This window comes from Actinomadura sp. WAC 06369 (assembly GCF_003947565.1).
Classification (GTDB): Bacteria; Actinomycetota; Actinomycetes; order Streptosporangiales; family Streptosporangiaceae; genus Spirillospora; species Spirillospora rifamycini.
In genome coordinates this window covers 41,052-62,006 of sequence record NZ_QHJN01000022.1, presented here as the reverse complement: position 1 = coordinate 62,006, position 20,955 = coordinate 41,052, and the positions used below count along the sequence as shown (strand labels likewise).

General features: G+C 76.6%; 22 protein-coding genes. 16 read left to right on the top strand and 6 right to left on the bottom strand.

Annotated elements, in window-relative coordinates; genetic code table 11:
- Positions 1–121 precede the first annotated feature (121 nt).
- Complete coding sequence (locus DMH08_RS08845; protein WP_158642276.1) at positions 122–1,114, top strand: DUF3068 domain-containing protein; 993 nt, start codon at positions 122–124, stop codon at positions 1,112–1,114.
- A 4-nt stretch (positions 1,115–1,118) separates the two neighbouring features.
- On the opposite strand, the gene DMH08_RS08840 is transcribed toward DMH08_RS08845, so the two are convergent.
- Positions 1,119–1,787, bottom strand: coding sequence for a PaaI family thioesterase (locus tag DMH08_RS08840; protein WP_051300429.1), 669 nt, complete (start codon positions 1,785–1,787; stop codon positions 1,119–1,121).
- A gap of 159 nt (positions 1,788–1,946) precedes the next feature.
- On the bottom strand, positions 1,947–3,356 hold the full coding sequence (locus tag DMH08_RS08835; protein ID WP_125612916.1) for a hypothetical protein: 1,410 nt from the start codon (positions 3,354–3,356) through the stop codon (positions 1,947–1,949).
- 527 nt (positions 3,357–3,883) lie between these two features.
- Between DMH08_RS08835 and DMH08_RS08830 the strand changes: the two genes are divergently transcribed.
- From DMH08_RS08830 to DMH08_RS08820, 3 genes are read left to right on the top strand one after another with little or no spacing between them, the layout of a single operon-like run.
- A complete protein-coding gene (locus DMH08_RS08830) occupies positions 3,884–5,089 on the top strand; it encodes a cytochrome P450 (RefSeq protein ID WP_026401619.1) in 1,206 nt (401 codons plus the stop codon).
- Position 5,090: 1 nt separating this feature from the next.
- Positions 5,091–6,170 (top strand): TIGR03857 family LLM class F420-dependent oxidoreductase, encoded by a 1,080-nt coding sequence (locus tag DMH08_RS08825; RefSeq protein WP_026401618.1) that lies wholly within the window; start codon positions 5,091–5,093, stop codon positions 6,168–6,170.
- Positions 6,171–6,174: 4 nt separating this feature from the next.
- Positions 6,175–7,203, top strand: a complete 1,029-nt coding sequence (locus DMH08_RS08820; protein WP_125612914.1) for a phosphotransferase family protein — start codon at positions 6,175–6,177, stop codon at positions 7,201–7,203.
- Positions 7,204–7,216: 13 nt separating this feature from the next.
- Here the strand turns inward: DMH08_RS08820 and DMH08_RS08815 are convergent, their stop codons facing one another.
- Positions 7,217–7,696 carry a nitroreductase family deazaflavin-dependent oxidoreductase gene (locus tag DMH08_RS08815; RefSeq protein WP_125612912.1) on the bottom strand — a complete coding sequence of 160 codons (480 nt, stop codon included), beginning with the start codon at positions 7,694–7,696 and terminating at the stop codon, positions 7,217–7,219.
- Positions 7,697–7,701: 5 nt separating this feature from the next.
- On the bottom strand, positions 7,702–8,574 hold the full coding sequence (locus DMH08_RS08810; RefSeq protein ID WP_051300428.1) for an SDR family NAD(P)-dependent oxidoreductase: 873 nt from the start codon (positions 8,572–8,574) through the stop codon (positions 7,702–7,704).
- Between the two features lie 91 nt (positions 8,575–8,665).
- Here DMH08_RS08810 and DMH08_RS08805 point away from each other — a divergent pair, with 91 nt between their 5' ends.
- From DMH08_RS08805 to mftR, 6 genes are all read left to right on the top strand, one after another.
- A complete protein-coding gene (locus DMH08_RS08805; protein ID WP_125612910.1) occupies positions 8,666–9,409 on the top strand; it encodes an SDR family NAD(P)-dependent oxidoreductase in 744 nt (247 codons plus the stop codon).
- Between the two features lie 27 nt (positions 9,410–9,436).
- A complete protein-coding gene (locus tag DMH08_RS08800; protein ID WP_125612908.1) occupies positions 9,437–10,276 on the top strand; it encodes an SDR family oxidoreductase in 840 nt (279 codons plus the stop codon).
- Positions 10,277–10,337: 61 nt separating this feature from the next.
- Complete coding sequence (locus DMH08_RS08795; protein WP_125612906.1) at positions 10,338–11,462, top strand: NAD(P)/FAD-dependent oxidoreductase; 1,125 nt, start codon at positions 10,338–10,340, stop codon at positions 11,460–11,462.
- Between the two features lie 173 nt (positions 11,463–11,635).
- Positions 11,636–12,124: a fluoride efflux transporter FluC gene (locus DMH08_RS08790; protein ID WP_125612904.1), complete on the top strand. Its 489-nt coding sequence runs from the start codon at positions 11,636–11,638 to the stop codon at positions 12,122–12,124.
- Positions 12,121–12,495 carry a fluoride efflux transporter CrcB gene (crcB, locus tag DMH08_RS08785; protein ID WP_125612902.1) on the top strand — a complete coding sequence of 125 codons (375 nt, stop codon included), beginning with the start codon at positions 12,121–12,123 and terminating at the stop codon, positions 12,493–12,495. The genes DMH08_RS08790 and crcB overlap by 4 nt, the downstream gene beginning before the upstream one ends.
- Positions 12,496–12,568: 73 nt before the next feature.
- Positions 12,569–13,195, top strand: coding sequence for a mycofactocin system transcriptional regulator (mftR, locus tag DMH08_RS08780; RefSeq protein WP_034517056.1), 627 nt, complete (start codon positions 12,569–12,571; stop codon positions 13,193–13,195).
- Here mftR and mftG read toward each other — a convergent pair.
- A complete protein-coding gene (mftG, locus tag DMH08_RS08775; protein WP_125612900.1) occupies positions 13,192–14,727 on the bottom strand; it encodes a mycofactocin dehydrogenase MftG in 1,536 nt (511 codons plus the stop codon). The two genes, mftR and mftG, sit on opposite strands and share 4 nt — an antisense overlap.
- Before the next feature lie 226 nt (positions 14,728–14,953).
- Here mftG and mftA point away from each other — a divergent pair, with 226 nt between their 5' ends.
- From mftA to mftF, 6 genes are read left to right on the top strand one after another with little or no spacing between them, the layout of a single operon-like run.
- A complete protein-coding gene (gene mftA / locus DMH08_RS41525; RefSeq protein ID WP_064743537.1) occupies positions 14,954–15,067 on the top strand; it encodes a mycofactocin precursor MftA in 114 nt (37 codons plus the stop codon).
- A 3-nt stretch (positions 15,068–15,070) separates the two neighbouring features.
- Positions 15,071–15,346: a mycofactocin biosynthesis chaperone MftB gene (gene mftB / locus DMH08_RS08765; RefSeq protein ID WP_026401609.1), complete on the top strand. Its 276-nt coding sequence runs from the start codon at positions 15,071–15,073 to the stop codon at positions 15,344–15,346.
- Positions 15,343–16,593: a mycofactocin radical SAM maturase gene (gene mftC / locus DMH08_RS08760; protein ID WP_125612898.1), complete on the top strand. Its 1,251-nt coding sequence runs from the start codon at positions 15,343–15,345 to the stop codon at positions 16,591–16,593. The genes mftB and mftC overlap by 4 nt, the downstream gene beginning before the upstream one ends.
- Positions 16,594–16,614: 21 nt before the next feature.
- Positions 16,615–17,799, top strand: coding sequence for a pre-mycofactocin synthase MftD (mftD, locus tag DMH08_RS08755; RefSeq protein WP_026401607.1), 1,185 nt, complete (start codon positions 16,615–16,617; stop codon positions 17,797–17,799).
- Between the two features lies 1 nt (position 17,800).
- Positions 17,801–18,514 (top strand): mycofactocin biosynthesis peptidyl-dipeptidase MftE, encoded by a 714-nt coding sequence (mftE, locus tag DMH08_RS08750; RefSeq protein WP_125612895.1) that lies wholly within the window; start codon positions 17,801–17,803, stop codon positions 18,512–18,514.
- Positions 18,511–20,019, top strand: coding sequence for a mycofactocin biosynthesis glycosyltransferase MftF (gene mftF, locus DMH08_RS08745; protein WP_125612893.1), 1,509 nt, complete (start codon positions 18,511–18,513; stop codon positions 20,017–20,019). The genes mftE and mftF overlap by 4 nt, the downstream gene beginning before the upstream one ends.
- Here the strand turns inward: mftF and DMH08_RS08740 are convergent.
- Positions 20,009–20,815: a mycofactocin-coupled SDR family oxidoreductase gene (locus DMH08_RS08740; RefSeq protein WP_125612891.1), complete on the bottom strand. Its 807-nt coding sequence runs from the start codon at positions 20,813–20,815 to the stop codon at positions 20,009–20,011. The two genes, mftF and DMH08_RS08740, sit on opposite strands and share 11 nt — an antisense overlap.
- Positions 20,816–20,955: the final 140 nt, after the last annotated feature.

Genomic DNA, 20,955 nt, shown 5'->3' with positions numbered 1-20,955 from the left:
GCCGCGGCGGCCGCGGGCGCGCGGGGCCTGTGACCGTGCACAGTCCCGCGGCGAGACGCTGGTGCGCGCGATGGGAGAAGCGCATAATCAAGGCTCCTTCCGGGCGGTCGAGGAGGCCGGGATGCGCGGTGCGGCGGTCGTCGTTCTGGCCGGGTTCGGAGTGTTCCTGCTGGCCACCGGCGTGCTCGTACGGACGTACGTGGCACCGGCCGTGGTGCGCGCGCCGACGGACATCTACAAGGTCCAGCGGCTGCGGGCCGAGAACGCGACGTACTTCGACGCCGGGGCGCTGCGGGTCCGCACGGGCGCGACCGTCGTCGCGACCGCGACCGTCCGCGGGGACGTCGAGGCGAGCGGCGACGACGTCGCGGTGTGGGACATGACCACCGTGATCCAGGACCTCGACCGCGGCCGCCTCGTCGACGTCGCGACCCGGCGGCTGGCCTTCGACCGGCGGAGCGGCGAGCTCGTCGCCTGCTGCCGCGCGGCCGTCCAGGACGACACGTCCGTGCGGCAGTCGGGCCTCGGGGTGTTCTGGCCGATGGACGTGCGGAAACGGACGTACCGGATGTTCGACGCCCAGACGCGGCGGACCTGGCCCGTCGTGTTCAAGGGCGTCGAGGACGTCGGCGGGGTGGACGCCTACCGGTTCGAGTTGCACGTCCCGCCGACGAAGGTGCCGGGCGAGGTGCCCGCCGTGCCCGCGCGGCTGCTGGGGGCGGACGGCGGCGGGGCGGTGCCGGTCGACCGCTACCACCGGGGCGACGCGGTCTTCTGGGTCGACCCCCGCACCGGCGCCCCGGTCGACCAGCGGCAGAGGGTGCGTTCGACGCTGAGGGCGCGGTCGGGCACCGGGACCCTGGTCGTGGCCGATCTGGAGTTGCGGACGACGCCCGAGGGGCGGACCGCGCTGGCCGGGACGGCGAACGACGCCGCCGCTCGGGTCCGGCTGCTGGAGACGGTCGTGCCCCTGGGCGCGGTGGCGCTGGGAGCCGTGCTCCTGGCGGCCGGCGTCGTCCTGGACCGGCGCGGCGCCCGGACCCGTCCCCGCGCGGCGCCGCCCGGGGACGGCGCCGCGCGGCGGCTCCGGCCCGGCACGCCGGGCGTCGGCTGAGCGCTCAGGGACGGCCGCTCATCCGCGCGATGTCGGCGCGGTCGAGCATGACGAAGTCGCCCGCGGCCTCGACCGTCACGCGGTCCTGCTGGATCAGCCGGCCGACCGTCCGGACGCGGCGGCCCTCCTGCGACTCCACCTCGCCCTCGAACAGGCACGGGACGTCCAGCAGGGTGGGCCGCCGGTACCTGATCTCGAGGCGGGCCGTCGGGCCGGGCAGGTCCGCGATGACGTTCGCGGCGGCGCAGACGAGGTCGAAAGAAGCCGCGATCACGGCGCCGTGCACGCAGCCGGGCGGGCCCTGGTAGGGCCGGGTGAAGGTGCCGCGCAGCAGCGCCTTGGGCGGTTCGAACTCCACGGACAGGGGCGGCGCGAGCGGGCTGTGGCGGCCGACGACCACGTCGTAGGGCATCCGGGCGGCGAGGTCGGGCGCCTCGTCGTCGGCCGTGATCGAGGGGGCGAGCAGCATGGTCATCGGGTGCGGCGGGTCCGGCACGTGGCGCTCCAGCCGGTCCGCGACGGCGTTCAGCTCGCGCGCGGCGGCGCGGGTGACGCCGGCCGGAGCGGTGGTGGAGGTGCACAGCGCGATGAGGCGCCGCACGGCGTCCGCCAGCTCCTCCGATTCGCTCTCCCGGCCCGCCAGCGCGGGCGGGAGGCTGCTGTCAGCCGACATGGGCGTCACGTCCTTCGGTCTCGGTGACCCTGCCGTCGATCATCGCGGATTCCCGGCGTCCAAGGCCAGAGCCGTGCTCCGCGGTTCCGCCGGAGGGCCCGGCCCGTCCCCGGGAGCCGCGGCGGCCGGCGGCCGGTCGGGGGGCCGCCGCGGGCGGGTTCAGTCGCCGGTGACCAGCGCTTCGAAGGCGGCGCGCACGTCACCGCGGGAGGGGTCGACGTACTCCTTGGTCGGCGGTCCGGTGTCGGTGCCGAACGTGGTGTACGGGATGACGGCGGGACAGCTCCCGCCGCCGATCCGGACCTCGGTGTCCGCCACGGCCTCGCCGGTCCGCAGCTCGTACACCTTCACCGGGATCTCGATCTTGTGGAACCGCACGGTCACGATCTTGCCGCCGCCGTAGGTGTACGGGCAGCTCTGCTGGACGGGCCCGAAGCGCTGCTCGCCCAGGCACACCACCAGGACGGCGTCGGCGGGGTCGGTGGTGCGCCATTTCTTCGGGAGGGCGCTCGCGTGCTCGTCGTCACCGACGAACAGCGCCCGGTTCACGCCGCCGCCCCGGGCGTCGGCGCCGGTGTACTTCGCGGGCGCGGCGCAGTACCGGGGCTCCTCGCCGTCGTCGGCCTTCAGCAGCTCGCGGACCGCCGCGAGCTCGATGGCCCGGGTCGCCTTCCGCGCCCCGGCGCGGGCCTCGGCGGCGAGGGCGTCGCCGGGGTACAGGGCGAGCAGCTGCTCGTAGCGGGAGCGCGCCGTCTGCCATGACCTGCCGGACATCAGCCGGTCGCCGCACCGGACGAGCGCGGTGGGCGCGGTGCGGGCGACGGCGCCCTCGGAGCGGTCGAGCACGTCGCCGCTCGCCTTCCGGGAGCGGAGCCAGTCGGTGATCCCGGCGGTGGCGCAGGCGTCCGCGGCGGGCAGCCCGGCGAGGAACCGCTCGAGGGTCGCGCCGACCATCCGCTCGTGGCCGGGGGCGTCGGCGAGGACGGCGGCGAGGGCGGCGTGGCCGTCGCGCAGGCCCGCGATGTCGCCGGTCAGGCCGGCCGCGAGCCCGTCCGCGGCGGCGGCCAGCCGGCGGCAGGCGTCCGCGGTCCGGTCGCCGCGGGCGGTCGCGGGCGCGGCGGCCAGGCGGTGGCCGAACCAGACGGCGTCCAGGGCGTCCCGTGCCTCGGCGCAGTCGCCGTCCCGGCGGGCCTGCGCGACGGTGTCCTCGATGCCCGCGGCGTCGAAGCGCAGCAGGCCCACGGCGGCGAGCACGGGCAGCGTGACGCAGAGCGCCGGCACGCGCCGCCCGCCTCTGGACGAGGCCGGGGCGCGGCCCGCCAGGATCCATCCGTGCCCGATGAGGGCGGCCCACCAGAGGAGCACGACGGCCTCGAACCACGCCGACCGGAAAACGGTCGCGAGGAGGGCGACGAGCACGAGGGTGACCAGGCCGGTGGCGGCGGCGAGGCGGCGCCGTCCCAGCATCAGGTAGCCGACGTTGAACAGGGATGCGTTGGCGATGGCGACGGCCGACCGGTCGTGGCGGCGGGGCGGCGCATCCGGGGCGGCCTGCGGTGGATGCTCCATGTGGTCCCTTCCAGCAGAACGGACGTTCGGGCCCGCCATTGTGAGCGCCCGGATCCGGGAGGGGTCCCGCGCCGGACGCGGCGGCCGTTTCCGGACGCCCGTCCCGTTCGTCGCGCGCCGCTTCGCCGGCCATGCCGACCGGGAATCGAAGCAATGCGGCGGCAGGGCGCCTGCCAGGCGGTTCGCGGCAGAGGCGCGGGGCGTTCGCAACCCCGGTCCCGCTCACCGGACGGGTTTCCTCGGCGGAAGGAGAATCGTCTTACCATCCAGTCTTCGAGCGGGCCCCGGCGGCCCCGCGCGGTGCTCGGGCGACCTTGCTGGAGGCGGCACATGCCGGACGACGACACCGGGGGTTCGGGCTTCGGCGCCCCCGCGCCGTCCGCGCGGAGCCGCGGCGGGGCCGCGGGCCCTCCGGGGGACCCGGACGCGGTACGGCCCGGCCGGCGCCGCGGAACGCGTTCGCCCAAAAGCCTCCGCCGCGGTCGTCCGGCGGCCGATCCCGGCGTCCCCTGACGAAAGGTGCGCGCATGCCCGACCACGCCGTCAACGAGTCCATCAACCTGATCAGCGGGGAGTTCTGGGGGCGGAACCCGCACGAGGAACTGCGCTGGATGCGGGAGAACGCGCCGGTCTACCGCGACGAGAACGCCGGGGTGTGGGGGATCTCCCGGCACGCCGACGTGAAGCGGGTGTCGCGGACGCCGGAGGTGTTCTCCAACGCGCACGGGATCCGGGCCGACGCCCCCGCCCTGCCGATGATGATCGACATGGACGACCCGGAGCACAAGCTGCGCCGGAAGCTGGTCAGCGCCGGGTTCACGCCGCGGCGCGTCGCCGCGCAGGAGGACTACCTGCGGCGGGTCTGCGACGAGATCATCGACGAGGTGTGCGAGCGCGGCGCGTGCGACTTCGTCGCCGACGTCGCCGCGCCGCTGCCGCTCATCGTGATCGGGGACGCGCTGGGCGTGGCGCCCGAGGACCGCGCGATGCTGCTGACCTGGTCCGACGACATGCTGCGGGCCCTCACCGGCGGCGACGACCCGGCGCTGCTGGAGCGGGCCGCGGACGCGTTCGCCGGGTTCACCGAGTACGCGACCCGGGCGGCCGAGCGCCGCCGCGCCGACCCGTCCGACGACCTGCTGAGCGCCCTCGTGCACGCGGAGATCGACGGGGACCGGCTCGACCCGGCGTCGATCGTGCAGGAGTCGCTGCTGATCCTCATCGGCGGGGACGAGACGACCCGGCACGTGGTCTCCGGCGGGATGTACCAGCTGTGCCGGCACCCGGAGCAGCGGCGGGCGCTGATCGACGACCCGGGGAGGATCCCGGTGGCGGTCGAGGAGATGCTGCGCTGGGTGTCGCCCATCAAGAACATGGCCCGGACCGCCCTGCGGGACGTCGAGCTGGGCGGGCAGCGGATCCGGGAGGGCGACAAGCTCCTGCTGCTGTACCCGTCGGCGAACCGGGACGCGGAGGTGTTCGACGAGCCCGACCGGTTCGACGCCGCGCGCACGCCCAACGACCACATCGCGTTCGGCAACGGGCCGCACTTCTGCCTCGGCAACAGCCTGGCGCGGCTGGAGCTGAAGGTGATGTTCGAGCGGCTGCTGGCGCGGCTGCCCGACATCGAGCCGGTGGACGACGCCGAACCCGCGTACCGTCCGGCGAACTTCGTGTCCGGCTACGACGCGTTCAAGGTGACGTTCACCCCGACCGCGCGGAAGGCGGGCTGACATGGCGGACGACCTGCCGGAGCTCGGCTTCTACGGGCTGCCGGGGCATTCCGGGTCGCCGCGCGACCTGCTGGACCAGGTGCGGGACGGCGAGCGGCTCGGCCTCGGGTCGGTGTTCCTGTCCGAGCGGTTCACCACCAAGGAGGCCGCGACCCTGTCGGGCGCGGCGGGCGCGGTGTCCGAGCGCCTGGGGGTCGCGACCGCCGCGACCAACCACAACACCCGGCATCCGCTGCTCACCGCGACGTTCGCGACGACGATGCACCGGCTGACCGGCGGACGGTTCGCGCTGGGCCTCGGCCGCGGCTTCGACATGCTGTTCGACGTCATGGGGCTCCCCCGGGTGACGACCGCGCAGCTCGAGGACTTCATCGGCATCGTGCGCCGGCTGTGGCGGGGCGAAGCGGTCGTCGACCACCGCGGCCCCGCGGGCGACTTCCCGTACCTGAACCAGGACGCGTCGTTCGACGAGGACGTGCCCGTCCTGCTCACCGCGATGGGCGCGCGGACGCTCGAGTTCGCGGGGGCCGTCGCGGACGGCGTCGTCCTGCACACGTTCTTCACCGACGAGACCCTCGCGCGGTCGGTGGCGGCGGTGCGGCGCGGCGCGGAACGGGCCGGGCGGGACCCGGCGCGGGTGCGGGTGTGGTCGGTGCTGGCGACCGTCGGCGACCACCTCGACGAGGATGCGCGGCTGCGCAAGCTCACCGGGCGGCTCGCGACCTACCTGCAGGGGTACGGGGACCTGCTGGTCCGCGTGAACGGCTGGGACCCGGCGGCCCTCGCCCGGTTCCGCGCGGACGAACTCGTCGCCGGGTTCCCGGGGGCGTTCGACGCCGTCGCGACCACCGACCAGCTCCGCCGGGTCGCGGACCTGCTGCCCGCCGACTGGTTCGGCGCGGCGGCGACCGGCGGCGCGGACGCCTGCGCGCGGCGGGTCGTGGACCAGTTCGACGCCGGCGCCGACGGGGTGATCCTGCACGGCGTGACGCCGGCCGAGGTCGAACCGGTCGTGGCGGCGTACCGGAAGGTGAGGCCGGCGCGGGTCGCCGGGCTCCCCCGCAACCCGGGGAGGTGCTGACGGCGTGCGCGTCATCGACACGGCCGACGGGCTGACGCCCGAGGCGCTCGGCGAGGTCCTCGGCGTCCCGGTCACGGCCGTCCGGTGGGAGAGGGTCGGGTCGGGGCAGATCGGCTCCTGCTACCGGCTCCGGCTGGACTGCGCGGACGGCGTCCGGCGCCGGCTCGTCGCCAAGCTCGCCGCCGAGGACGAGGGCGCCCGCGCGTTCCTCTGGCCGGTGTACCGGGCGGAGGTGGCGTTCTACCGGGACCTGGCCGCCACCGTGAAGGTGCGGACGCCGCGCTGCCACTACGGCGCGATCTCCGCCGACCACACCCGCTTCGTGCTGCTGCTGGACGACCTCCACCCGGCGGTGCAGGGCGACCAGCTCGCGGGCTGCGCGCCGGACCGGGCCGCCGCCGCGGTCGCGAACCTCGCCGGGCTGCACGGCCCCCGCTGGTGCGACCCGACGCTGCTGGACGTGCCGTGGCTGAAGCCCGTCGGGGCGGAGGACGCGGCGCAGCTCGGCGAGGTGTTCGGCCCGGCGGTCGACACGTTCGTCGAGCGGTTCGCCGGGCGGCTGGACGACCGGGACGCCCGGACGCTGCGGGAGGCGGCGGACGCGATCGCCGCGTGGGTCGTCGGGCGCCCGGACGTCTTCGGGCTCGTCCACGGCGACTACCGGCTCGACAACCTGCTGTTCGGCGACGACGGGCGGGTCACCGCGGTCGACTGGCAGACGATCGGCCTCGGGCATCCGCTGCGGGACCTGGCGTACTTCCTCGGCACGAGCCTGCTGCCGGACGACCGCGCCGCGCGGGAGCGCGACCTCGTCGGCGTCTACCACGCCGAGCTGGAGCGGCACGGCGTCACCGGCTACGGCCTCGACGCCTGCTTCGACGACTACCGGTTCGCGGCCCTGCAGGGGCCGCTGATCACCGTCCTCGGGTGCGCGTACGGGACGCCGACGGAGCGCGGCGACCGGATGTTCCTGGCGATGGCGGCCCGGTCCTGCGCCGCGATCCGGGCGCTGGGCACCCTGGACCTGATCTGACCGGCGCCGCCGCTCAGGCGGGCTCGCAGATCACGACGGGGATCTTCCGGTCCGTCCAGGACTGGTAGCTGTCGTAGTCGGCGTACACCTCGACCAGGCGGGGCCAGAGCGCCGCGCGCTCGGCCTCGTCGGCGGTGCGGGCCCGCATGCGGCGGACGTCCGGGCCGATCCGCACCGCGACCCGCGGGTCGGCCCGCAGGTTGAGGAACCACATCGGATGCTTCGGCAGCCCGCCCTGCGAGGCGACGATGACGACCCGGTCGCCGTCCCGCATGTACAGCAGCGGCAGCGTGCGCGGCCGGCCGGTCTTGCGGCCGCGGGTGGTGAGCAGGCAGATCGGCACGCCGCGCCGCCGGGCGGACCCGACGCGCCACGTCCCGCCGACCCGGCCGCCCGTGAGCCGGTACGCCTCGACGTGCAGCCGCGACACGACCTTCATGACCTTCGGGACGAACGGCGAGTCGAGCCCCTTCGGGGGCATCTTCGACGGCATGGTCCTCACTTCCATTCGGCGTCGGGCAGGGGCGGCAGCCGTCCCGCGGCGAGGGCCGCCGCCTGGTCGGCGAGGCCCGGTTCGTACTCCGGGTGCGTCAGCACGAGGAAGCGCCGCTCGCGCACCGCGCCGACGACCCGCGCAGCGACGTCCTCGGGGGCGATCCCGCCCGCGACCGTCGCGGCGATCATCTCGTCCATGAACGCGACGTCGTCCCCGGGGGCGCTCTCGAGCCCGGCCGGGCGCGCCCGCTCGGACTCGTGGATCCGCGTCGCCACGCCGCCCGGGCACAGCGCCGACACCCCGATCCGCGATCCCTCCATCGCCAGCTCCTGCGCGAGACTCAGCGAGGCGGCGAACGCCGCCCACTTCGAGACCGTATACGGCGCCGCGCCCGGCCCGGCGAACAAGCCGGCGACCGAGCACGTGTTGACCACGTGCCCCTCGCCGCCCTGCTCCAGCATCCGCGGGACGAAGGCCCGCACGCCGTGCAGGACGCCCCACAGGTTCACCCGCAGCGTCCACTCGAAGTCGGCGGCGGGCCGGGTCCACATCCGGCCGCCCATGTAGACGCCCGCGTTGTTGCACAGCAGATGGACTTCGCCCGTCTCGGCGAACACCCGATCGGCGAACCGCCGCACCGCCGCCTCGTCCCCGACGTCCACGGTCTCCGTGAACACCACCGGCGGCCCCGCCCCCTCGCCCCCGGCGGGGCGGTGGGCGGCCCGGGCGAGGGCGGCGGTCTCACCGAGGCCCTCGGGGTCCACGTCGGCCAAGGCCAGGTGCATGCCCTCGCTCGCGAGGCGCACGGCGAGCGCGCGTCCGATCCCGCTCGCCGCGCCGGTCACCACGGCGACCCGTCCGCCCAGTTCGCGCACCGAACCTCCCGCGTCAGGCCGTCCGCCCCTGTCGGGGAGACGATCAGCACGCTAGCCTCGCCCGCACGGAGTGTTCAATACAGGGAGCGCGATGTCTCGGACCGCGGTCGTCGTCACCGGAGGCGCCTCCGGCATCGGGGCCGCGTGCGCCCGGGCCCTCGCCGAGCACGGCAGGCCCGTCGCCCTGTGGGACCGCGCCGACGCGGCGGACGTCGCGCGCCGGATCGGCGCGGACACCGGGACGGCCGCGCTCTCCGTGATCGTGGACGTCACCGACGCCGCCGCGTTCCCCGCCGCCCTCGACGCGTCGCGCGCGGCGCTCGGGCCGCTCGGCGGGCTGGTGCACGCGGCGGGGATCGCCGGTCCCGCCGCGGTCGGCGATCTCGACGAGGCCCGCTGGGACGCCGTGCAGCACGTCAACCTCCGGGCCCAGGCGCTGCTGGCGCAGGCGATGCTGGACGACCTGCGCGCGCAGGAGGGGTCGGCCATCGTGGGGATCTCGTCGATCGAGGCGTTCGTCGGGCAGCTGTTCATCCCCGCGTACTGCGCCTCGAAGGCGGGGCTGCTCGGCCTGACGCGGGCGCTGGCGCACCAGCTCGCGGGCGACGGCGTCCGGGTGAACGCGGTGTGCCCGGGCTACATCGACACTCCGCTGCTCGCGGCGGCGGCGCCGGCGGGGATGCGGGCGGAGTTCGCGGCGAAGGCGCCGGTCGGGCGGCTCGGACGGCCCGCGGAGGTCGCGGCGGCCGTCCGGTTCCTCATGAGCGACGAGGCGTCGTTCATCACCGGCACGCATTTGACGGTCGACGGCGGCGCCACCGCGGTCGACCGCTGACACGGCCGACACGAGCGGGAGGGCACAGTGGGAACCCTGGACGGGACGGCGGCGCTGGTGACCGGCGGCGGCAGCGGCATCGGGCTCGGCTGCGCGCTGCGGCTGGCCGCGGCCGGCGCGGCCGTGACGATCTGCGGACGGACGGAGGAGCGGCTGCGCGACGCCGCCGAGCGGGCGCGCGAGGACACCGGGCACGACATCGGCCACGTGGTCGCCGACGTCACCGACGACGCGCAGGTGGCGGAGGCGGTGCGGGCGGCGGGCGAGCGGGGGCCGCTGCGGACGGTCGTCGCGAGCGCGGGCGGGTCCAGCTCGATCGGGCCCATCGGCGACCTCGACCTGGAGCAGTGGCGCGCCACCCTGGAGCTGAACGCGACGGGGACGATGCTGACGATCCGGCACGCCGCGCGGGCGATGGCGCGCGACGGCGGCGGCGGGTCGATCATCGCGATCTCGTCGATCGCGTCGTCGAACACGCACCGCTGGTTCGGCGCGTACGGGGTGTCCAAGGCGGCCGTCGACCACCTGGTCCGGCTCGCGGCGGACGAGCTGGGCGGCGTCGGCGTCCGGGTCAACGGCGTCCGCCCGGGGATCGTGCGCACCGAGCTCGTCGCGGGCATCGCCGACACCGGGCCCGTCCTGGAGGACTACCTGTCGTGCATGCCGCTGGCCCGGGTCGGGGAGCCCGCGGACATCGCGGGGGCCGTCGCGTTCCTCGCGGGACCCGAGGCGTCCTGGATCACCGGGCAGGTGCTGAACGTGGACGGCGGGCACCACCTGCGGCGGGGGCCCGACTACTCGTCGTTCTTCGAGCCGATGTTCGGCGCGGACGCGCTGCGCGGCGTCCCGCCGGAGGACGCGCGGTGAGCGGCCCGCGGTACTGATCCCCGGCGCGCGCGGGGCGGCCGGCACCTGCGACCCTGTGGTCATGCGCATCGTCATCGTGGGCGGCGGAATCATCGGCGCCGCCCTGGCCGACCGTCTCGCCCGCCCCGGCACGGCGGAGGTGACGCTGGTCGAGCGGGACCGGCCGGGCGCGGGTACCTCGGGCGCGAGCTACGCGTGGCTCAACGCCAACGACCCCGCCGACGCCCGGTACCACGCGTTCCGCGTGGCCGCGCTGGACGCCTGGCGGCGGGTCGCCGCCGAGTTCGGCGGGCCGGACTGGGCGCGGTTCGCGGGCGGCACCGAGTGGGCCGTGGCCGAGCCCGCGCGGGACGCCCTCGCCGAGCGGGTCGCGCGGCTGCGCGACCTCGGCTACCCCGCGACGCTGACCACCGCCACCCGGCTGCGCGACGACGAGCCGGCGCTGCGCCCGCCCGCGGGCGCGGTCATCGCCCGCTTCCCCGGCGAGGGGCACGCGCACGGGTCCGCCGCCGTCGGCGCGCTGCTCGCCCGCGCCCGGGACGCGGGGGCCGCGGTCCGCTCCGGAACGCCCGCGACCGGGCTGCTCGTCCGCGGCGACCGCGTCACCGGCGTCCGCACGCCCGCCGGGGACCTGGCCGCCGACACCGTGGTCTGCGCCGCCGGGTGGCGCAGCCCCGCCCTCCTCGCGACCGCCGGTGCGGCGCTCCCCCTCGTGGACCCCGAGGCGCCCGGTTCGTCCGCGCCTGGCCTCACCGCGGCGATCACGCCGGGGGCGGGGCCCGTCCGCGGCCCCGTGCACACTCCCGGCCTCGACCTGCGGCCCGTCCCGGGCGGCGGGCTGCTGCTGGAGGCCGCCGACCTCGACGCCGCCACCGACCTCGCGACCCCGCGGGCCGACCTCGACGCCCGCGGGGCCGAGCTGCTCGACCGGGCGCGCGTCCTGTTCCCCGACCTGGACGCCCGCGTCGACCGGGTGCGCCGCTGCGTCCGGCCGCTGCCCGTGGACGGCCGCCCGCTCGTCGGCCCGCAGCGGCCCGGCCTGTACACCGTCGTCACCCACAGCGGCATCACGCTGGCCCCGCACCTGGCCGACCTGGCCGCCGGGGAGATCCTGGGCGAGGGGGCCGAGCCGGCGCTGGCGCCCTACCGTCCCGACCGGCCGCCGCCGCCTCCGCGGCGGCCCTGACCGGACGCCGGACCCGCCGGTATGCTGGACGGCGGCCGGCCCCTCCGGGACCGGCCGAGCGGCGGTGGGGCCCGCCGTACCCGAACCGCGGCGCCGACGCCGACGCCGCCAACGGTCCCTGCTCGTAACGAACGCGCCCGCGACCGGGCACGCACGAGTAGGAGACGGACACGATGACGACCCCGCGCGACCGGATCGACCGCGGCACGGCGGCGTCCGGCGGAACCGGCCGCTCCCCCGCCCCGCCGCGCGCCCGCCGGGAGGCGGCCGTGATCGCGGCGGTCTCGGCCGGCGGCGGGCTCGGCGCGGCCGCCCGGCACGGCGCCGCGCTGCTGTGGCCGGCGCACGGGCACGCCTTCCCCTGGACGACCCTCGCGGTCAACGCGCTCGGCTGCGCCCTGATCGGCGTCCTCATGGCCGTGCTCGCCCGCGCGCGGACGGCGCACCGGCTGGTCGGGCCGTTCCTGGGCACGGGCGTGCTCGGCGGGTTCACGACCTTCTCCGCCTACGCGGCGGACGTCCGGAGCCTGTTCGGGGACGGGCACGCCCGCCTCGCCCTCGCGTACCTGGTGGCCACGCCGGTCGTCGCGGTGGCCGCCGCGTGGGGCGCCGGGGTCCTGACCCGCCGCCTCTCCCCCGCGCCGCGGCGGGAGGCCGGATGAGCTGGCTGCTCGTCGTCGCCGGGGGCATGGTGGGCGCGCCGCTGCGCTACGCCGTCGACCGCGCCGTGCGGGCCCGCACCGGTTCCGGGTTCCCCTGGGGCACCTTCGCCGCGAACATGCTCGGCTGCCTGGTGCTGGGGGCGCTGACCGGCGCGGCGATGCGGGGCGCGGCCGCGGACTCGGTGCGCCTGCTGGTCGGCACGGGGCTGTGCGGCGCGCTGACGACGTACTCGACGTTCTCGTACGAGACGGTGCGGCTGGCGGAGTCGGGCGCGCGGCTGCCCGCCGCCGCGAACGCGGTCGCGGGCGTCGCCGCCGGGCTCGCCGCCGTGGCCGCGGGCACGGCGGCGGCCGGGGCGCTCTGGGCCTGACCGCCTCCGGACGAAGGCGGTCCGCTCGCCGCCGGACCGGGCGGGCCGCGCTCCGGCGTGGGAACCTGGTGGCGTGACGTCGTTCAGTGGGAGCCGCCGGGTGATGGGACGGCCGCGGGTGACCTCGCGGCCCGCCCTGGAGCGGCTCGCGTTCGAGCTGTTCGCCCGCCAGGGGTTCGACGAGACGACCGTGGACGACATCGCGGCCGCGGCCGGGATCGGGCGGCGCACGTTCTTCCGGTACTTCGCGTCCAAGAACGACCTGGTGTGGGGCGACTTCGACGCGCAGCTGCGGCGGCTGCGCGCGCTGCTGGACGAGGCCGACCCGCGGGCGCCGATCATGGACGCCGTCCGCCGCGCCGTCGTGGAGTTCAACCGGTTCGACCCGCAGGAGGTGCCGTGGCACCGGCAGCGGATGGAGCTGATCCTCACGGTGCCGACCCTGCAGGCCGACGCGACGCTGCGGTACGCGTCCTGGCGGCGGATCGTCGCCGAGTTCGTCGCCGCCCGCACCGGGCAGCCGGTGTCGGCGATGGGGCCGCGGCTCGCGGGCAGCGTGATCCTCGCCGCCGCCGTGACCGCCTACGAGCACTGGCTGTCCGCCGGGGAGGGGACGTCCCTGGCGGAGCTGCTGGACGAGACGCTGCGGCGGGTCGAGGCCGGGTTCGCCGAGATCGGGCGGGCCCCCGCGCCCGGCTAGGGCCCCCAGCCGCGCCGGACGGCGTCCGCGGCGAGCTCGCCGATGAGGACGGCCGTCGCGGCGGGGCCGCGCAGCGGCGCGGTCGGCAGGACCGAGGTGTCGGCGACGCGCAGCCCGCGCACGCCGCGGACCCGCCCGGAGGCGTCGACGGCGGGCCCCATGGGGACGGTGCCGCACGTGTGCTGCGACGTGCCGAGGCGCGCGCGGATCCACGCGTCCAGCACGCGGTCGTCGTCCACCGGCACCGGTTCGACCGGGCCCGCGCAGACCTCGCCGAACGCCCCGGACTCCACGACCGCGACCGTCGCCCGCACGGCCTCGCGCATCCGGCGGCGGTCGGCGCCGGTCTCCAGGTAGCCGTAGTCGATGCGCGGCGGGACGTCCGGGTCGGCGGACACGGTGCGCAGGCCGCCGGACGTCCGGGGCGTCTGCACGGACGCGAGGAACGCCAGGGGCATGCCGGGGACGCCGGCCTTCCCCCCGACGAGCCCGGCCATCGGCACGAGCGACTGCAGGACCTCCAGGTCGCCCGCCGCGGGGCCGTCCGACGACGGCAGGTGCAGGGCGCCGCCGAGCCACGAGCCGGACGGCTCGCCCAGCGGCCGCCGGGGCGTCCACTCCACGACGATCTGCGGGTGGTCGCTGAGCGCGGCGCCGACGGCGGGGAGGTCACCGACGACGGGGATGCCGGCGCGTTCGAGGTCCGCCGCGGGCCCGATGCCCGACAGGTGCAGCAGGTGGGGGGTGGAGAGGGCGCCCGCGCACAGCACGGTCTCGCCCGCCTCGAAGACCGTGCCGTCCGCGGCGGCGACGCCCGCGGCGCGCCCGCGCCGGACGACGACCGAGCGCACCGGGCGGTCGCCCAGCAGCGTGAGGTTCGGGCGCCCGGACGCCGCGCCGAGGAGGTAGGCGAGCCCGGTGTTGACGCGGAGGCCGCCGGCGGTGTTGGACGGCACGGGCCCGAACCCCGGCGCCTCTTCGGCGTTCTTGTCGGGTTCGTCCGGATATCCGAGTTCGTGCGCGGCCGCCCGGAACGCGGCCGCGGCGGGATGGCGGAGGTCCGTCCGGCGCACCGGGACCGGGCCCCGGTCGCCGTGCGGCCCCGCCGCCCCGCGGTCGAGGTCGGTCTCGAGCGCGCGCATGAACGGCAGCGCCCGCTCGTACGACCAGGCGTCGCCGCCGGCGGCCGACCAGCGGTCGAAGTCCGCGCGCCGGGCGCGGACGAAGTAGCCGCCGTTCACGGTCGTCGAGCCGCCGAGGATCCGGCCGCGCGCCGCCATGTACGGCAGGCCGGGCGCGAGCCGCGCCGGGAACGTCCGGACGGCCGGATGCCCCGGCCGCGCCCCGGGCACGAGCCGGGCGTCCAGCAGGTCGGCGGGGAAGGCGGGCGGCACCGGCCCGGCCTCCAGCACGAGCACCTCGCAGGCCGGGTCCTCGCTGAGCCGGGCCGCCAGCGCCGCACCGGCCCCGCCCGCGCCGACCACGAGCACGTCCGGGGGGCGCCGCCCGCCCGGACCGTTCCGTTCGCCCATCACCGCACCTTCCGCCGCACCCGCCGCACCCGCCGTGCCGGGGGGCCGCCGCACGCCGGGCGAACTCTACGCGCGGGCGGCCCGCGGCCCGGTCCGCCCGTCCCGCCCCTTCCTTTTGACACTCGATGCACTTAGTATCCCCTCAAGCCGGGCGGCCGTGCCCCGCCGCCGGACACGGACCGGGGGCAGGGGAGACGGCCGCCGCACGCGAACGAAGGAGGACGCCATGGACAGCGCCGCCACCGAGAACCAGAGCGCCGACGAGCGGACCGAGGACGCCGCGGCCGCCGAGTCGCTGATCGAGGAGGTCTCGATCGACGGCATGTGCGGCGTCTACTAGGCCGTGCCGGCGATCGACCTGGACCGCGCCTGGGACCTGCACCCGCAGGTCTCGGTGCGGCCCGAACCCTTCGGCGCGCTGCTCTACCACTTCGGCACCCGCAAGCTGTCGTTCCTCAAGGACCGGCGCCTGCTGGAGGTCGTCCGGGGGCTGCGCGACGCGCCCACCGCCCGGGACGCCTGCGCGGCGGCCGACGTGCCCGCGTCCGACCTGCCCCGGTACGGCGCGGCGCTCGGCGCGCTCGCAAGCTCGTCCATGCTCGTGGAAAGGACGCCGTGACCACCGACGCCGCAAGCCAGGCCGCGCAGACCACCGGCCCCAGGCTGGTCGACCTGTTCGAGCGCGGGCTCGACGCGCCGATCTGCCTGACCTGGGAGCTCACCTACGCCTGCAACCTCTCGTGCGCGCACTGCCTGTCCAGTTCGGGGCGCCGCGACCCGCGCGAGCTCTCGACGGCCGAGGCGAAGGCCGTCATCGACGAGCTGGAGGCCATGCAGGTCTTCTACGTCAACATCGGGGGCGGCGAGCCCACGGTCCGGTCCGACTTCTGGGAGCTGCTCGACTACGCCACCGCTCACCATGTGGGCGTGAAGTTCTCCACGAACGGCGTCCGCATCACGCCCGAGGTCGCCCGGCGGCTGGCCGCCAACGACTACGTGGACGTCCAGATCTCGCTGGACGGCGCCACGCCCGAGGTGAACGACGCGGTGCGGGGCGCGGGGTCGTACGAAACCGCGATGCGCGCCATGCGGAACCTCGCCGACGCGGGCATGCGGAACTTCAAGCTGTCGGTGGTCTGCACGCGGCACAACATCCCGCAGATGGACGCCTTCAAGGCCATCGCCGACGAGTACGGCGCGCAGCTCCGGCTGACGCGGCTGCGCCCGTCCGGGCGCGGGGCGGACGTGTGGGACGAGCTGCACCCGACGCAGGCGCAGCAGCGCGAGCTGTACGACTGGCTCCTCGCGCACGGCGACCGTGTGCTGACCGGCGACTCGTTCTTCCACCTCTCGGCCTACGGCCAGTCGCTGCCGGGGCTGAACCTGTGCGGCGCGGGGCGCGTGGTGTGCCTCATCGACCCCGTCGGGGACGTGTACGCGTGCCCGTTCGCCATCCACGACGAGTTCCTCGCGGGGAACGTCCGCGAGCCCGGCGGGTTCGCGCGGGTGTGGCGCGAGTCGGAACTGTTCGCGGGCCTGCGGGAGCCGCAGACGGGCGGCGCCTGCGCCTCGTGCGGCTTCTACGACACCTGCAAGGGCGGCTGCATGGCCGCGAAGTTCTTCACCGGGCTCCCGCTGGACGGGCCCGACCCGGAGTGCGTGCAGGGCCACGGCGAGAAGCTGCTGGCCGGACGGCCCGAGGACCGGTCGGGCATCCCGAAGCCGTCCGGCGACCACTCGCACCGGACCTCGCCGCCCCGCCGCCGGGAGCCCGTCCTGGTCCGGCTGGGGCGGCGCGCCGACATGGACCGCCCGCCCGTCAGCGCCTGCGAGGAGAACCCCCTCGCCGGGCTGCGGATCACCTGACCCTTTCCCCCAGGAGACGACATGTTCCAGAACCCGTGGTTCGAGACCGTGGCCGAGGCGCAGCGCCGCGCCAAGCGGCGGCTGCCCCACATGGTCTACGGGGCGCTGGTCGCGGGCTCGGAGCGCGGCCGGACGGTCGGCGACAACTGCAAGGCGTTCGGCGACCTCGGGTTCGCGCCCCGCGTGGCGGGCCACCGCGCGCAGCGCGACCTGTCCACGAGCGTGATGGGCGTGGAGACGTCCATGCCGGTGGTCATCTCCCCCACCGGCGTGCAGGCCGTGCACCCCGACGGCGAGGTCGCGGTGGCGCGGGCCGCCGCGAACCGCGGCGTGATCATGGGGCTCAGCTCGTTCGCGAGCAAGCCCGTGGAGGAGGTCGCCGAGGCCAACCCGAACGTCTTCTTCCAGATGTACTGGAGCGGCGACCGGGACGCGATGGTGCAGCGCATGGACCGCGCGCGCCGCGCCGGGGCGAAGGCCCTCATCGCCACGCTCGACTGGTCGTTCTCCAACGGGCGGGACTGGGGCAGCCCCATGATCCCGGAGAAGGTCGACCTGAAGACGATGGCGAAGCTGGCGCCGGGCGTCCTGCCCCACCCGGGCTGGCTGTGGCGGTTCGCCAAGACCGGGCGCATCCCGGACCTGACGACCCCCAACCTCCGGGCGCCCGGCGGGACCGCGCCCACGTTCTTCGGCGCGTACGGCGAGTGGATGCAGACCCCGCCGCCCACCTGGGAGGACGTGGCGTGGATGCGCAAGGAGTGGGGCGGCCCGTTCATGCTCAAGGGCGTCACCCGCGTAGACGACGCGAAGCGGGCCGTGGACGCGGGGGTCACGGCGCTGTCGGTGTCGAACCACGGCGGCAACAACCTCGACACCACGCCCGCGACGATCCGGGTGCTGCCGTCGGTCGCCGAGGCGGTCGGCGACCAGATCGAGGTCCTGCTGGACGGCGGGGTGCGGCGCGGCGGGGACGTCGCCAAGGCGCTCGCGCTCGGCGCGCGCGCCGTGCTGATCGGCCGCGCCTACCTGTGGGGCCTCGCGGCGAACGGGCAGGCCGGCGTGGAGAACGTGCTGGACATCATGCGCGGCGGCCTCGACTCCGCCGTGCTGGGCCTCGGCCACGCGTCCGTCCGCGACCTGGCGCCGTCCGACCTGGTGATCCCGCCCGGGTTCGCGCTGACGCTGGGCGGCGGGGAGGGCTGACGTGCGGGACCTGGCCGGGGCCGCGTGGCCGGAGGTCCGGGAGCGGCCGCCGGTGCTGGTGCCGGTCGGGTCGACCGAGCAGCACGGCCCGCACCTGCCGCTGAACACCGACACGGTGGTCGCCCGGGCCGTCGCCGAGCGCGCGGCCGACGCGCTCGGCGGCCCCGTGCTCGTCGCGCCCGCCCTCGCGTACGGGTCCAGCGGCGAGCACGCGGGCTTCCCCGGCACGGTCTCGATCGGACGGGACGCGCTCGAGCTCGTCCTCGTCGAGACCGTGCGGTCCCTCGCGCTGTGGGCGGGGCGGGTCGTCTTCGTCAACGGGCACGGCGGCAACGCCGCGGCGCTCGACGCCGCCGCGGGCCGGATGCGCGCCGAGGGGCACGACGCGGGCTGGGTCGGCTGCGGCGTCCCCGGCGGCGACGCGCACGCCGGACTCACCGAGACGTCGGTCATGCTGCATCTCGCGCCGGAGCTCGTCCGGCCGTCGCGCGCGGTCGCGGGCGACACCCGGCCGATCGCCGAGCTGCTGCCCGAGCTGGTCGCCCGGGGCGTCCGGGCGGTGGCGCCGTCGGGCGTCCTCGGCGACCCGGCGGGCGCGTCGGCCGAGCGGGGACGGGAGATCGTGGACGCGATGGTGGCGGCGGTCGTCCGGCGGATCGGCGCCGGGCGCGCCGACGCGCGCGGCCGGCTCCTCGACCCCGGGGCGGCGACATGAGCGCCTCGCGGCGCTTCCCCCTGCCCGCCGGCTTCCCGATCGTGCTGGACGAGGGGACGTCGCTGTGGTCGGGCGGCCGCGTGGCGACCGGAGGCGCGCCGTGGAAGGTGGTACGCCCGGCCGACGCCGCCCGACCGCACCTGGCGGCGTTGCACCGCGCGGGCGGGCGCGGGCTCGCCGATCCCTCCCCGGTCGGCCGGGCGGTGGCCCGGCTGCTGCTCGACCACGGGCTGGCCCGCCCCGTCCCGGCGCCGCGCCCCGGGCCGCACGGGGTGACCGTGGTGATCCCCGCGTACGGGCGGGCCGACGAGCTGGTGCGGTGCCTGGCGGCGGTCGAGGGCGTCCCGGTGATCGTCGTGGACGACGCCTCGCCCGATCCCGGGCCGCTGCGCCGGGTCGCCGAGGCCGCCGGGGCCCGACTGGTGCGGCACCCCGTCAACCGGGGCCCGGCCGCCGCCCGGAACACGGGCCTGCGGCTGGTGGAGACGCCGCTCGCCGCGTTCGTCGACTCCGACTGCCGCCCCGAGGCGGGCTGGCTGGACGTCCTCGTCCCGCACTTCGACGATCCGCGCGTGGCGGCCGTCGCGCCGCGCGTCCGTCCGGACCCCGGCGACGCCCGGCTGCTCGCCCGCTACGAGACCGCCCGGTCGGCGCTCGACATGGGCGTCCGGCCCGCGCTGGTGCGCCCGGGCGGCCGGCTCGGGTTCGTGCCGACGGCGACGCTGCTGGTGCGGGTCGCGGCGGCGCGCGGCCTCGGGCCCGGCGGGGCGTTCGACGAGGAGCTGCGGCTCGGCGAGGACGTCGACTTCGTCTGGCGGCTCGGCGACCTGGGGTGGAACGTCCGGTACGAGCCGGGCGCGCGGGTCGCGCACACGTCGCGGCTGCACCCGGTGGACTGGGCGCGGCGGCGGCACGAGTACGGGACGTCCGCCGCGGACCTGGCGCGGCGGCATCCGGGGCGGCTCGCGCCGGCGCGCCCGTCGGCGTGGAACCTCGCGGTGCTGGGCCTGCTCGCGCGGGGGCGTCCGGGGACCGCCGCGGCCTGCGCGGCGGTCGCGGCGGCGCTGCTGGCGCGGCGGCTGGCGCGGCTGCCCGCCGACTGGAGCCTGGCCGCCGCGATCGTCGGCAAGGGCGTCCTCGCGGACGCCGCCGCGCTGGGGCACGCGCTGCGCCGCGAGTGGTGGCCCGCCGGGCTGCTCGTCCTGGCGGCGGCCCCGCGAAGCCGCACCGCCCGCGCGGCGGCGGCGGCCATGCTCGCGCCGATCGCGCTGGAGTGGCTGCGGGAGCGCCCGGACGTCGATCCGGTCCGGTACGCGGTGCTGCGGCTCGCCGAGGACGCCGCGTACGGCTCGGGGGTGACGGCCGCGTCGGCGCGCGCGCGGTCGGCGGCGCCGCTGCGCCCGGACGTCCGGTTCCCGGAGGGGCTCTCGGCCGCCCGGGCCGGCGGGTGGGCGAGAGCCGCGGCGCGGGCCGCGGTGCGGCGGGCGCGCCGGGTCAGCGGTTGATGTTGCCCATGTCGACGCGGAGCTGGGAGCCGGTGACGTACCTGCCCTCGTCGGACGCCAGGAACGCGACCATGTTCGCGATGTCCTCGGGCTGGACCACCTGGTAGGGCAGCGCCGGCATGTAGATGGGGCCGAGCATGGGCGACTGCTCGAGGTAGTCCTTCATCGAGCCGTCGTTCATGCCGGTGGCGACGCCGTGCGGGTGGACCGTGTTGACGCGGATGTCGTGCTCGCCCAGCTCGTTGGCCAGCACCTTCGCGAGGCCGACGACGCCGTGCTTGGAGCTGGCGTAGTGGGCGAGGAACGGCAGCCCCTTCGAGCCCGCCACCGAGCTGGTGATGATGACCGAGCCGCCCTGCCCCTGCTCGATGAGCACCGGCACCGTCGCCTTGACCGTCTTCCACACGCCGGTGAGGTTGACGTCGATGAGGTCCTGCCACTGCTCCTCGGTGATCTCCCAGGTGCGGCCGTAGTTCACGATGCCCGCGTTGGCGACCACGATGTCGAGGCGGCCCAGCTCGGCGACGCCGTCCCGGACGGCCGCCTCCAGCGCGGGCAGGTCGCGGACGTCGGCCTTGCGCGCGACGATCCGGCGGCCCAGCTCCTCGACGAGCTTCACCGTCTCGTCCAGTTCCGCCTGCGTGGCGGGCTCGTAGCGGACGTACGGGCTGGCCGACTCCACGAGGTCGATCGCGATGACGTCGGCGCCCTCGGCGGCGAGCCGGACGGCCTCCGCCCGTCCCTGCCCGCGCGCGGCACCGGTGATGAAGGCGACCTTGCCCGTCAAACGTCCCATGCGAAACCTCCAGGTCGGGCGGCCCGGCGACGCGCGGCGTACGGCCGAAGGGACAGGTCGCGCACCGGCGGAAGGCCGGGCCGATAAGCGGTACGAGCATGATGGCACTCGGTGCCATAAAGAGCAACGGCCCGTTCGCC